The following is a 13,281-nucleotide window of genomic DNA, read 5'->3' on the forward strand; positions in this document are numbered from 1 at the left end:
GTAACGCCCTATCGACAGGCGATGTCATGACATCTCGTGCTACATCCGTACGCCCGCGTCCCCGGCGGCGGACCGTTCGGCACCTCCTCACCGGAGTCGCCGTGGCCCTGGTGGCGGCCCTGACACCAGCCGTGGCCACCGCCCCGGCGCAGGCCGCACCCACCCTGCTGTCGCAGGGCCGCCCGGCGACCGCCTCGTCCACCGAGAACGCCGGCACCCCCGCGTCGGCCGCGGTCGACGGCAACACCGGCACCCGCTGGGCCAGCGCCTTCAGCGACCCGCAGTGGCTCCAGGTCGACCTCGGCACGCGGGCCACCATCAGCCAGGTCAACCTGCTCTGGGAGGGGGCCTACGGCCGCGCCTTCCAGATCCAGACCTCCGACGACGCCGCCACCTGGACGACGATCTACTCCACCACCACCGGCGCGGGCGGCACGCAGAACCTCACCGTCACCGGCGCCGGCCGGTACGTGCGGATGTACGGCACCGCCCGGGGCTCCGCCTACGGCTACTCGCTCTGGGAGTTCCAGGTCTACGGCGAGACCGGCGGTGACACGTCCACCTGCGGCAGCGCCAACGTGGCGCAGGGCAGCCCGGTGACCGCCTCGTCCACGGAGAACGCCGGCACCCCCGCGTCCGCCGCCGTCGACGGCAACACCGGCACCCGCTGGGCCAGCGCCGCCAGCGACCCGCAGTGGCTGCGCGTCGACCTGGGCAGCACCCGCACGATCTGCCGGGTGACGCTGACCTGGGAGGCCGCGTACGCCCGGGCCTTCCAGCTCCAGACCTCCGCCGACGGGTCCACCTGGACCACGATCTACTCGACCACCACCGCCACCGGCGGCACGCAGAGCCTCACCGTCACCGGCAGCGGACGCTACCTGCGCGTGTACGGCACCGCCCGGGGCACCGCCTACGGCTACTCGCTCTGGGAGCTGGCGGTCAACACGACCGGCGGCGGCACCACCGAGCCCCCGGTCGGCACCACCGACCCGTACAACCCCAACCTCGGCGCGAACACGTACGTCTTCGACCCGAGCACCCCGACGTCGACGATCCAGAGTCGACTGAACACCATCTTCACCCAGCAGGAGACGAACCAGTTCGGCGCGCAGCGCTACGCCGTGCTGTTCGAGCCGGGCACCTACACCGCCGACGTCAACCTCGGCTTCTTCACCCAGGTCGCCGGCCTCGGCATGAGCCCCGACGACGTCAACCTCAACGGACACGTCCGGGCCGAGGCGACCTGGTTCGGCGGCAACGCCACCCAGAACTTCTGGCGGTCCGCGGAGAACCTCTCGGTGACCCTGCCCTCCGGAGTGAGCGTGGAGCGCTGGGCGGTGTCGCAGGCCGCGCCGTACCGGCGGATGCACCTGCGCGGCGCGCAGAACCAGATCCAGCTCTGGAACGGCGGCGACGGCTGGTCCAGTGGCGGCCTGCTGGCCGACACCCGCATCGACGGACTGGTCGTCTCCGGCTCGCAGCAGCAGTGGTACTCCCGCAACAGCGAGTTCGGCAACGGCTGGACCGGTTCGGTGTGGAACATGGTGTTCCAGGGCGTGAACGGCGCCCCGCCGCCGAGCTTCCCCAACCCGTCGCACACCGTCATTGCGCAGACCCCCCAGGTTCGCGAGAAGCCGTTCCTGTACGTGACGGGCAGCGGCGAGTACCGGGTCTTCGTGCCCGCCGTGCGCACCAACTCCACCGGCACCAGCTGGTACAACAAGACCCCGGCCGGCTCGTCGATCTCGCTGTCGCAGTTCTTCGTCGTCCAGCCCGGCACCAGCGCGGCCACCATCAACGCCGCCCTCGCCCAGGGCAAGCACCTGCTCTTCACCCCGGGCGTGCACCACGTCACCGAGCCGATCCAGGTCAACCGGGCCGACACGGTCGTCCTCGGCCTCGGCCTGGCCACCATCCAGGCCGACAACGGCAGCGTCGGTATGCGCGTCGCCGACGTGGACGGCGTCAAGGTCGCCGGCATCATGTTCGAGGCCGGCACCACCAACTCGCCGGTGCTCATGGAGGTCGGCCCGTCCGGCTCCTCGGCGAGCCACGCCGGCAACCCGACCTCGCTGCACGACGTGTTCTTCCGCATCGGCGGACCGCTCGTCGGCAAGGCCACCAACACGCTGACCATCAACAGCGACAACGTGATCGGTGACCACATGTGGCTGTGGCGGGCGGACCACGCCGCCCAGGGTGTGCCCACCGGGTGGACGCTGAACACCGCCGACACCGGGCTCACCGTCAACGGCGACGACGTCACCATGTACGGCCTCTTCGTCGAGCACTACCAGAAGTACCAGACCATCTGGAACGGCAACGGTGGGCGGACGTACTTCTACCAGAACGAACTGCCGTACGACGTGCCCAACCAGGCGGCCTGGATGAACGGGTCGACCCGGGGCTACGCCGCCTACAAGGTGGCCGACTCGGTGACCAGCCACCAGGCGTTCGGGCTGGGCAGCTACAGCTACTTCAACGTCAACCCCGCAGTGGTCGAGGAGCACTCCTTCGAGGTGCCCGTCAACTCGAACGTGCGCTTCACCAACATGGTCACCGTCTCGCTCGGTGGCGTCGGCACCATCAACCGGGTGATCAACAACGCCGGTGGCACCGCGAACGCGGCCAACCAGACGGTGTACCTGACGAACTACCCCTGACCGGGGCACCCGCGCCGATCCGATCGACTCATCTGATCGGGCCGGCGCGGGTCGTACCCAGGGCCGAGGCCGGCCCGGTCCCGCCGAAGACCGGGCCGGCCACGGTCGTTCCCCCGCGTACGCAAGCCCTCCGCGCACCCGGAAGCGTCGGGCATACGACTCTTCGCGCGCTCACCCCGATGATCGCGGTCCGGGTGGGCTGGCATCGACGGTCCTATACTGTGCCTACCGGTCGTGGAACCCGTGAGCGGAGGCGGGCGTGCCACTTTTCTTCCTGAGCTACGCCCAAGAGGACAACCGCAACGGTCAGATTCAGCAGTTCTTCGGCGACCTCAGCGAGGCGGTGGCCGGTCTGGCCGCCACCCGGTGGGACGAGGCGGGGTTCATCGACGGGCAGATCCCGCTCGGCAGCTCCTGGACGGACTCGCTGTCCGACGCGCTGTCCACCAGCGCCTGTCTGATCGCGCTCACCTCGCCCCGATACGTCGTCAGCGACTACTGCGGTCGCGAGTTCCGGGTCTTCGCTGACCGCGTCGACGAGCACGAGCGGCAGTTCCACGTCCGTCCACCCGCGATCGTGCCGGTGCAGTGGATTCCCTGTGACCGGCTGCCCAAGGCCGTCGCCCGCTTCCAGTACCGCAAATTCCCGACCGGCACCGCGTACGACCAGGACGGTCTGCTCACCCTCAAGCAGCGCAAACGGCACGAGGACGATTACGCGGACTTCGTCGACACGCTCGCCAGGCACATCGTGCAGACCGCTCGAAATCACCAGCTCTACCGCCCGGCGCAGCGTCCGGTGCTGTCCAAGGTGACGAGTGCCTTCGACCTGCCGCCGAGGCCGCAGGCGCACCAGGGGCCGGACGCCTCAAAGGCGGTGGAGCGGGCCACCAGCGCCCGACACGTGCACATCGTCCTCGTTGCCGGCAGCTCCGCCGAGCTGGCCGGCAGCCGCCCCGGCGCCGAGGACCGCTACGGCGCGTTCTCGCGCGACTGGCGACCGTACCGGCCCGAAGTGGAAGCGCCGATCGGCAGCTGGGCCGGGGACATCGCCACCACCAAGAGCTACGGCTGGACGGTGGAGGACGCCGAGGACCTGGCGGCCGTGCGGGAGTGGGCGCGGACGCACAACCAGATCGTCGTACTGGTGATCGACGTCTGGTCCGCCGACCTGCCGCGCTACCGGGTGAGCCTGATCCGCCACGACCGCGACAAGGACTCGCCTCGAGCGCCCGTCCTGGTGCCGTGGACGGCCGCCGACGAGGCGGCTGCCGGCGGCAATCGCAAGATGTGGGACACCCTGGCCCGGGTGCTCCCGTCCCACGTGCTGCACAGCACCCGCGACGTCTGGCGCACCGAGATCGCGACCTCCGCACGTTTTCAGGAGGAGCTCGAGGAGGCGCTCGTCGTCGAGCAGGTCCGGATCTACCGCATGGGCACCGTCTACCAGGAGCCGCCCACGGACGGCCCTGGTACCCGCCCGATCCTCGAAGGTCCCTAGGGGAGGCACGTCATGGCGCTGAACGAGACGGCACGTGGCCAGATCGTGACCTTCTACTCGTACAAGGGTGGTACCGGGCGCACGATGGCGCTGGCCAACGTGGCCTGGATCCTGGCCAGCCAGGGCCTCCAGGTGCTGGTCGTCGACTGGGACCTGGAATCTCCGGGTCTGCACCGCTACTTCCACCCGTTCCTGCGTGACAAGGAACTGCGCGCCACCCCTGGCGTCATCGAGATGATCTGGGATTACTCGATCGCCACGATGCAGCGCAACCGTGACGAGGACTCCCAGGAACTGCTCACCGGCCACGCCAAGATCCAACGCCGAGCGGTCTCACTGAACTGGGACTTCAGCCACGGCGGCGTGATCGACTTCGTGGCCGCCGGGCAGCAGGACTCGGCGTACTCCCGGTTGGTGAGCACCTTCGAGTGGGCCAACTTCTACGAGCGCCAGGGCGGCGCGTCGTTCATCGACGCCGTCCGGGAGCAGATGCGTGCCGAGTACGACGTGGTGTTGATCGACAGCCGTACCGGCCTGAGCGACGTGGCCGGCATCTGCACCGTGCAACTGCCCGACCTGGTGGTCAACTGCTTCACCATGTCCACCCAGAGCATCCGGGGCGCGGTGGCGGTGGCCCGCTCGATCCGCAGCCAGCGCCCGGACGACCCGCCGCTGCTGCTGCCGGTGCCGATGCGCGTGGAGGACGCCGAGCTGCGCAAACTGGAGACCGGTCGGGATCTGGTGCGCGCCGAGTTCGCCCCGTTCCTCGATCACCTCTCGGACGCGGCGGTCGCCCGCTACTGGAACACCATCGAGGTCCCGTACCGCACGTTCTACGCCTTCGAGGAGATCCTCGCCGCGTTCGGTGACCGGCCGGAGCAGATCGGCACCCTGCTGGCCGCGTACGAGCAGCTCGCCTCGGTGATCACCGATGGGCGGGTCAAACGGCTGCACCCGATCGGCGAGGCGGACCGGCGCCGCTCGCTGACGGAGTTCGAACGCAGTCGGCTCACCGCCGAGCAGGCGGTGCTGCTCAGCTACGCCTCCGCCGACCGGCTCTGGGCCGAGTGGATCAGCGACCAGTTGGAGGACGTCGGGCTGCGGGTGGATCGCCGCGCGCTCGACGTGCCGGTCGCCGCCGGCGGACGGGCCGCCTTCGACCGGGCCGTCAGCGGTGCCAGCCGGGTGCTGGCGGTGCTCACCCGGCACTACGCGAGCACGCCCCTCGCTGGCGAGGTGTGGAAGAGCGCCACCGGCCGGGACCAGCTCGGCAGCGGGGGAGTGCTCGTGCCGCTGCGCGTCGACGAGTCGCGGCTGACCGTCCCCTACAGCGACCACAGCCCGGTGGACCTCAGCGACGTCGACCCGTCCACCGCGCGGACCCGGCTCCTGGAAGCCGCTGGAGCGACGGTCACGGCCGGCGGTCGCGCGGTCGGCCGGTTCCCCGGCCAGTTCCCGACGATCTCCAACGTCCGCCAGCACGGCACCCCGTTCGTCGGCCGCGCCGAGCAACTCGAGGCGCTGCGCGACCGGCTCACCGCCGCACCGGACGCGCCCATCCAGGTCGTGCACGGCCTCGGCGGCGTCGGCAAGACCCAGCTCGCCGCCGAGTACGCGCTGCGCTTCGGCCGCGACTACGACGTGGTCTGGTGGATCCCGGCCGACAGCGACGACCGCATCCGCGGTGGCCTCAGCGACCTCGGCCAGGCGATGGGGCTGGGCACGGGCGGCGGCGCCGAGGCGGCCCGCCGGGTACTCGACACGCTGCGCCGCGCCGGGCCCGACCAGCGCTGGCTGATCATCCTGGACAACGTCGACAAGCCCACCCACACCACCCGGGCGCTGCTGCCGCAGGGGCCCGGCCACGTCCTGCTCACGACCCGGGACCAGAGCTGGAGCGAGTACGCGACCGCGACCGAGCTGACCGTCTTCGACCGTGCCGAGAGCGTCCAACTGCTGCGCGACCGGGTGCGCGGTCTCAGCGAGACCGAGGCCGCGCAGGTGGCCGAGAAGCTCGGCGACCTGCCGCTCGCGGTCGAGCAGGGCGCGGCGTACCTGCGGGCCAGCGCCATGCAGGTCGAGAAGTACCTGCACTCGCTGGACACCCCCGGCCTGCTGCGAATCCTCGACGGCCGGCAGTCCGCCGGCTACTCCAAGGCACTCGCCGCGACCTGGCTGTTCACCCTCGGCCAGCTCCGCGAGGAGAAGCCGGCCGCCGCCCGGCTGCTGGAGCTGTGCTCGTTCTACGCGCCGGAGCCGATTCCCGTCGCCATGCTCACCGGCGACCGCTTCGCCAGCTTCATGGCACCGATCGACCCGACGCTCACCGACCCGATCCTGCAGGGCCTGGTCACCGCCGAGTTGGGCCGCTACGGCCTGGCCCAGGTCGACGCGGAGAACAACACGGTGCGGATCCACCGGTTGGTCCAGTTGGTCATCCAGGACCAGCTCAGCGAGCCCGACGAGGCGCGACGGGAAGCCCAACTGCTGCTCGCCGCCGCCAACCCCCGCGATCCCGACAAGCCGGTCAACTGGCCCGAGTACGCCGAGCTGTGGCCACACGTACGCCCCAGCGGCCTGCACCTGTCCACCATGGACGAGGCGCGGCAGCTCGTCGTGGACATCGTGCGCTACCTCTACCGACGCGGCGACTACGACACCAGTCGTGCGCTTGCCGAGGAGGCGCTGGCCGGGTGGCGCGACACCGACGACGACGATCCCACCCGCCTGCGGATGCGCTTCCACCTGGCGAACGTGCTGCGCGCGCAGAGCAACTTCGACCGGGCGTACGAGATCGACCGGGACGTCTACGACCGGCAGCGGCGGATCTTCGGCGAGGAGCACCTGTACACCCTGATGACGGCTCGCAGTGTCGGCGCGGACCTGCGCGCCCAGGGGCTCTACCACGATGCCGAGGCGCAGGACCGGCGCACTCTGGAGCTGAGCGTACGCAGCTTCGGCGACGACAGCGGCCGGACGCTGACCGCGGAGAACAACCTCGCCGTGTCGCTGCGCCTGGTCGGTGACTTCCGCAGCGCGGCCGCGCTCGACCAGCACATCCACGAGCGGCGGCGGGACCGCTTCGGTGAGGAGGACCCGTCCACCCTCGCGTCGGCCAGCAACTACGGGCGCGGCCTGCGCGACACCGGCGAGCTGTGGCGGTCGCACAGCGTCCTGCAACGTACGTACGTCAGCCAGCAGCGGGTGAACGGCCCGGACCATCCGGAGACCCTGCGGACGGCGAAGGAGTTGGCGCTCACGCTGCGCCAGCTCGGTCGTTTCGCCGACGCGCACCGGCTGATCGAGCGGACGGTGGTCCGTTACCAGCGCACGCTCGGCGCCGAGCACGCCGACACTCTCTCCGCCGAGATGGCCCTCGCCACCACGTGGTCGGCGGTGGGCGACAACCAGACCGCCCTGCGGGTGGCGCGCCGCCTGCGCGACGGCTACACCGTGGTGCTCGGGGAGTCGCACGCCATCACCCTGGCGTGCCTCAACAACCTCGGTGTGCTGCTGCGCAAGCAGGGCGACCACACCCAGGCCCGGGAGCTGTCCCAGCGGGTACGCGACCAGTTGCTGACCCACCTCGGTGAGCGGCACCCGCACACCCTGCTGGCCACCCTCAACCTGGCCAACGACCTCTTCGCCCTCGGCGACGGGGACAACGCGTTGCTGCTGGACACCACGGCATACGTGGAGCTGACCCGTGCGTTGGGCGCCGAGCATCCCGACACGCTCTCCGCGTCGGTCAACCTCGCGCTGAGCCGCCAGGCCACCGAGAGCGAAGCGGACGCCGGCCGGGCGCTCTACGACGAGGCGTTCGGTCAGCTGGTGCAACTCTTCGGCGGCGACAATCCCCGGGTGGTGCAGGCCCGACAGCGGGAACGCTCCAACGCCTACATCGAGCCGGCGCTCCTGTAGACCGGTCTAGCGGTCTCGCGGTCTCGCCGCGTCGCGCAGGCAAGCCCCGACGCCGTCGCGGCCCCACCCTGGCCACCTTGCACGCGTCCTTTGCTCTGCTTCACTCCAGGCAACACCTGGTGGCCGCGAGTGTTGCGCCCGTTGAAGCAGAGCAAAGGACGCAACCGACCCCCTGCCGTCGCGGCCGGGAACGCCTCGCCCGTGCGCGTCGCGGCCGGGGGCGGCTGACTCGTGCGCATCGCGTTCGGGGGCGGCTGGCGCGTGCGAGTCGCGTCGGGGGGCGGCTGGCCTGTGGCGTCGTATCCGGAAGAGGCGAGCGGCGTCGCTGTCCGGAGTCGACCGGTCAGGCGGGCTGTGCCAGCCAGGCCGCGAGCGTGAGCGGATCGGCGTCGGGAAGGGTCTGGCTGAGCGCCTGCACCAGCTCGGGCCGGTGGGTCAGCACCCCGGCCGCAGCCGGTTGCCCGGTGTGGTGGGCGGTCAGGGCGAGGCCCACCCAGGCGTCGACGTCAGCGGGGTCGGCTGCGAGACGTCGGCGGTAACCGGCCAGCGCGTCCTCGGAGTTGCCCGCCGCGTACGCCTGGTCACTCGGGCTCGACCCGGACGGCCCGCCGCCACCCATGAGCCGGTGCCGTACGGCGGCCTCGGGACCGCTGTCCAGCGTGAGCGCGGGACGGGCCACGGCCGGGAGGACCGTCGACGCCGAGTGCCCGACCTCCGGTGGCACGCCGTGTCGCCACGCGTGCGCCAGGCGGGCCACCTCGTGCGGGTCGGGCAGCAGGTTGGTCAGGCCCCAGCGCACCGCGCCGGCATCGGCGACGTCCCGCACGGCGGCCTCGACCGGGCCGTCGACCGGGTCGCGCCAGCCGCGCAGCGTGCGCTCCATGTCTGCCACGAACGAACGACCGGTCTCGGTCAGCTCGGCGGCGTCGGCGAGCTGCCGGGCCGCGCGGATCGTCTGCTCCCGCCAGTACGCGTACTCGAACACGGCCGCGGTGCCCTCGTGCCGTCGGCGACGCCACACCTCGGCCACACCCAGGTGGGCGTACGCGCCCTGAAGCAGCGCGCCGACCGGGCGTGGGTCCAGCCGCCACGGCGCCCGGTAGCGCGCCGGCCCGCCCGTCCGGTAGAGCGGCACCAGGTCGAGCAGCGCGCCGAGTTTGGTGTGCTGCACCTCGTGTACGAGCAGCAGCGCGAGGGTCTGTGCGTCGGCCGGCACGGAGAGCGCGATGGCCCCCAGCGCGTCCCTGCTGGTGGCGCTCACCGGGTTGCCCGAGGGCGGCGGCCGCAGCGGCACGAGTGAGCGCAGCAGACCGGCCAGCGTGTCGGCGTGCGCCGGAAGGTGTTCGCGCAGCCACTGGCCTGCCCCGGTGGCGAGACGGTCCAGCTGGGCGGCCCCCGCGTCGTCCAGGCGGGGCGCGGACGGACGGTGGTAGCAGTTGCGCCACGGGTCCTGGTCGTCGACCAGCACGCCGGCCGCGTCGAACGGCACGGTCCTGCGCGCCGGCTGCCAGTCGATCCCGCCGTCGCCCGCGTCCAGCAGCCGACCGTCGCGCGCGTCGACCCGTACCCCGTCGTCCTCGCCGCCGTCGATCCGCAGCGTGCCGGCCTCGCCGCGCAGCCGCACCGCGTCGTCGGCGCGCAGTCCCGTCGCCGCGCCGACGGCGGGCAGCGCGAGCACACCGTCGGCCGGGCGGGGCAGCGTCAGCGTGAACGTCAGGCCGGCGCGGCCCGCCGCGGCTGCCGCGAGCGTCGCCAGGTAGGTGGGGCCGGCCGCGCCGTCGAGCGCGGCGCGGGTCCAGCCGGTCACCGGCGGATGGGCCAGCGCTTCGGCCACGGTCGCCGGTTCGGCGTGTTCGGCGCGGGTGAGCAGTTCCAGACTCTGCCGGGCGAGCGGCTCGGCGCGGCAGGCGCGGGCGGCGGCGACGGTCAGCAGTCGGCGGCGGCCGAGCTGTCCGCCCCGCAACACGGCGATGGTGTCGGCGTCGCCGTGGCCGGCGGCCAGTCCGGCGAGCTGCGTCGCCGTCAGAGGGGCCGTCACGGGTGCGCCGCCGGTACGCTCCGACGGCGCAGCGCCTCCAGGTCGGCGGTCACCGTCTCCTGGACGTGCCGGATCAGCCGGAACAGGTCGGCACAGTAGACCGACGGGTGGGCGAACCCGGCGCCGTCGCGGAAGCGGTGCGCGTACAGGCCGCCGCCGCAGACGTCGACGACCGGGCAGGCACGGCAGGCCGGGGCCAGTGCCGCGATCCCGGTGGGACGTCCGGCCAGCGACGGGTGCCGCAGCGCGTCGTCGAAGCTGTGTCGAAAGACGTCGTACCCGGTCCGCATCGCCGACGCCGTGGTGGTCTTGAGCGTGTCGGTCCCCTCGATGGTGCCGTCGGTCTCGATCGTCATGACATCGGGCTCGGCGACGCCCAGGGCCTGTGTGCCGCTGCGCCCGCCCAGCAGCAGCGCGATCATCGACTCGAACAGCCGGATGCCGGTCCGTCGGGGCGTTTCGGCGTACCAGCGGTCGAAGACGGCGATCAGCCAGTCCGCGTACGGGGTGGCTCGGTCGTCGGGGTGACGCCCGGGCGGGGGAGCGCTCCAGTTTCCGTGCGGCAGCAGAAGGTCCAGCCGGGGCGGGTCGAACTCCCGCAGGCCCTCGTAGACGGCGATCGGGTCGTTGGTCAGGTCGACGGTGCAGAGCAGGCCGGCGTAGCGGGCGCGGTGTTCGGGCCGCGCCAGCAGGCGCAGGGCGGAGGCCACCTCGGCGAAGCTGCCGCGCCCGTCGGCGTGGCGTCGGTGGCGGTCGTTGGCCGTGCGGTCGCCGTCCAGGCTCACGCCGACGTCGATGCCGTGCGTGTGACACAGGTCGAGCGCCGCCTCGTCGAGCAGCAGCCCGTTGGTCTGCATCGCCACGTCGAGTGCGGCGCCGGCGGGTAGCGCGGCGCGCAGCGTCCGTACCGTCCGGTCCAGCACGGCGAGGCCGGCGAGCAGCGGCTCACCGCCGTGCAGCACCACCCGGACACGGTCGGTGCCGTGCCGGGCCATGTGGGCGGCGAGCCGGTCGGCGACCCGGCGCACGGTGCCGGGGGCCATGATCCGGGGCCGGGCCCGCCAGTCCTGGTCCGCGTGCCGGTAGACGTAGCAGTAGTCGCAGGCCAGGTTGCACCGCGAGTGGACCTTCAGCACCACCTGGCGGACCCGGGGCGCGGCCACGGCAGGGCGGTGTCGGGTGGCCGACGGCGGTGCGTCGGCCGGCACGGTCAGAAGCTCGACTCGAACGCCGACACGTCGCCGGGCCGCCCCGGCTCGCCCTCGGCGGCCAGCGTGCCCAGCACGTGGGCCAGGACGCCGTCACCCGCCCCGGCCAACAGGTCCGCCAGGGGTACGTCGCCGAGCTGCACCAGAGCGGTGCCGACAGTGCGGGGGATGGGCGGCTGGTCGTGGTCAGCCACCGTGGACCGTCCTTCGGTCGAAGACCGGCACCTGAGTCACCGCTGCGCTCACTCCGCCTTTCTACACCATCGCAGCCGACCCGCGAGGGCGCGACACCGTACCCCGTACGCGCTGGCCACCGTGCCGTTACCTGGCGTACGACCAGGACCGCCCGGCGGCCCGGCGTCGACGGGCCGATACGTGTCCGGTCGACCTGTCGATGTGGGCGGCCGCCGTTCGTATGGAGGATGAGGGGTCGGCATCGTGCCGACCACCGCCGCGAGGAGGAACGATGGCGCTCTACCTGCTGAGCATGCACCAGCCCGGGGTGGGTCACCGGAGCCGGAGTTCCTGGCCCGGGTGATGCGCGAGGTCGGCGAGCTGCATGCCGTACTCACCGTGCTGTACCTGATCTTCAATGCGGGGTACACGGCCAGCGCCGGCCCGCACCTGGCCCGCGCCGAACTGTGCGTCGAGGCGATCCGGCTTGCCCGGCTGCTCGTCGACCTGATGCCGGACGAGCCGGAGGCGCTGGGCCTTCTCGCGCTGATGCTGCTCACCGAATCCCGCCGAGGTGCCCGCACCACCGCCGACGGTGACCTGGTGCCGCTGCCGGAGCAGGACCGGGGTCGGTGGGACGCCACCCTGATCGCCGAGGGGCAGATGCTGGTGCGCCGCCGACACCGACTGGGGGCAGATCCTCGCGTTGTACGACCAGCTCACGGTCGTCGCCCCCGGTCCGGTGGTGGCGTTGAACCGGGCCGTCGCGCTCGCCGAGGTCGCCGGCGCGGCCGTGGCGCTGGCCGAGGTGGACCGGCTCGACCTGCCCGGCTACCACGTACGGCACGCGGTCCGCGCCGACCTGCTGGTCCGGCTCGGCCGCGACGCCGAGGCGTACCGGATGGCCGTCGCGTTGACGGACAACGCGGCCGAACGGGCCTTCCTCACCGCGCGTGCGGTCGCGCTGGCGACGGGTTGAGCGCGCGTTTGCCGGTTGCTCCGGCGGGGAAACCGAGCCGCCCGTCGGCCGAGTGCCCGCCCGTGGCCACGACAGTGGACGGAGGCGGCCATGGCGTACCGTCCGATGACGGTCGACACCCGGCCTGACCTCGGCATCCTCACTCTCGGCGTCGAGGAGGAGTCCCTGCTGCTCGACCCGGACAGCGGCCGGAACCTGCCGGTGGCCGACGAGGTGCGGGCCGCGCTGCGCGGCCGAGCCCGCGACCAGAGCCGTCAGGAGTTCCGACACAGCATGGTGGAGATGGTCACCCCGGTCTGCGCGGACCTCGGCGAACTGCGTACCCAGTTGGTGGCGCTGCGGCGCTCGGCGGTCGAGACCGCCGCCGCGGCCGGGGCCCGGCTCGTGGCGGTCGGCGCGACGCCGGTGGCCGAGCCGCACCGGACGGTGCCCGACGAGCCGCGCTACCACGCCATGTCGCGCCGGTACGGCCCGGTGGCGCACGACCCGGCGGTCTGCGGCTGTCACGTGCACGTCGGGGTTCCGGACCGGGAACTGGCCGTGCAGGTCCGCAACCACCTGCGGGTGTGGCTGCCGGTGGTGCAGGCCATCACCAGCAACTCGCCGCTGCACGACGGGTACGACACCGGTCACGCGAGCTGGCGGTCGATGCAGTGGGCATGGCGGGCGGCCCACGACGGCCTCGACGGCGCGTTGGTCGACCTGCGGGCCGTCATCGACGACCTCGCCGCCCAGACCGCCGCCGGCTGAACGGTCCGTCCCGGTCGACGCGCGCCGACCGGACCCGCCTCGCT

At 72.3% G+C, this 13,281-nt stretch carries 6 protein-coding genes and 2 pseudogenes; 5 read left to right on the top strand and 3 right to left on the bottom strand.

All coding sequences use genetic code 11. The features are described 5' to 3' along the window. Positions 1 to 26: 26 nt before the first annotated feature. The 3 genes from ACGFH9_RS11965 to fxsT all read left to right on the top strand — a co-directional run bounded on the left by ACGFH9_RS11965 (position 27) and on the right by fxsT (position 8,088). On the top strand, positions 27 to 2,666 hold the full coding sequence (locus ACGFH9_RS11965; protein WP_393217659.1) for a discoidin domain-containing protein: 2,640 nt from the start codon (positions 27 to 29) through the stop codon (positions 2,664 to 2,666). 259 nt (positions 2,667 to 2,925) lie between these two features. After that, the gene (locus tag ACGFH9_RS11970; protein ID WP_393217661.1) at positions 2,926 to 4,167 is read left to right on the top strand and encodes a TIR-like protein FxsC; all 1,242 of its coding nucleotides are present in this window, start codon (positions 2,926 to 2,928) and stop codon (positions 4,165 to 4,167) included. A 12-nt stretch (positions 4,168 to 4,179) separates the two neighbouring features. Further along, positions 4,180 to 8,088, top strand: coding sequence for an FxSxx-COOH system tetratricopeptide repeat protein (gene fxsT, locus ACGFH9_RS11975; RefSeq protein WP_393217663.1), 3,909 nt, complete (start codon positions 4,180 to 4,182; stop codon positions 8,086 to 8,088). A 343-nt stretch (positions 8,089 to 8,431) separates the two neighbouring features. On the opposite strand, the gene ACGFH9_RS11980 is transcribed toward fxsT, so the two are convergent. Genes ACGFH9_RS11980 through fxsA form a run of 3 tightly spaced genes read right to left on the bottom strand, consistent with a single transcriptional unit; the run spans position 8,432 to position 11,528 of the window. After that, the gene (locus ACGFH9_RS11980) at positions 8,432 to 10,126 is read right to left on the bottom strand and encodes an aKG-HExxH-type peptide beta-hydroxylase (protein WP_393217665.1); all 1,695 of its coding nucleotides are present in this window, start codon (positions 10,124 to 10,126) and stop codon (positions 8,432 to 8,434) included. After that, positions 10,123 to 11,334 (bottom strand): FxsB family cyclophane-forming radical SAM/SPASM peptide maturase, encoded by a 1,212-nt coding sequence (locus ACGFH9_RS11985; protein WP_393217666.1) that lies wholly within the window; start codon positions 11,332 to 11,334, stop codon positions 10,123 to 10,125. The genes ACGFH9_RS11980 and ACGFH9_RS11985 overlap by 4 nt, the downstream gene beginning before the upstream one ends. Positions 11,335 to 11,336: 2 nt before the next feature. Further along, positions 11,337 to 11,528 carry an FxSxx-COOH cyclophane-containing RiPP peptide gene (fxsA, locus tag ACGFH9_RS11990; protein WP_344360073.1) on the bottom strand — a complete coding sequence of 64 codons (192 nt, stop codon included), beginning with the start codon at positions 11,526 to 11,528 and terminating at the stop codon, positions 11,337 to 11,339. Positions 11,529 to 11,889: 361 nt separating this feature from the next. On the opposite strand from fxsA, the pseudogene ACGFH9_RS11995 reads away from it, so the two are divergent. Together ACGFH9_RS11995 and ACGFH9_RS12000 are read left to right on the top strand one after the other, a co-directional pair. Then, a pseudogene (locus tag ACGFH9_RS11995) lies at positions 11,890 to 12,487 on the top strand (DUF6596 domain-containing protein); the annotation flags it as partial. Between the two features lie 90 nt (positions 12,488 to 12,577). Next, positions 12,578 to 13,141: pseudogene (locus ACGFH9_RS12000) on the top strand (glutamate-cysteine ligase family protein); the annotation flags it as partial. Between the last annotated feature and the right edge of the window lie 140 nt (positions 13,142 to 13,281).

The sequence above is a fragment of the Micromonospora sp. NPDC049102 genome, assembly GCF_043197485.1.
Classification (GTDB): Bacteria; Actinomycetota; Actinomycetes; order Mycobacteriales; family Micromonosporaceae; genus Micromonospora.

Coding starts and splice junctions, on each gene's coding strand:
- fxsT (WP_393217663.1), top strand. CDS start 4,180: ATGGCGCTGAACGAGACGGCACGTGGCCAGATCGTGACCTTCTACTCG.
- ACGFH9_RS11965 (WP_393217659.1), top strand. CDS start 27: ATGACATCTCGTGCTACATCCGTACGCCCGCGTCCCCGGCGGCGGACC.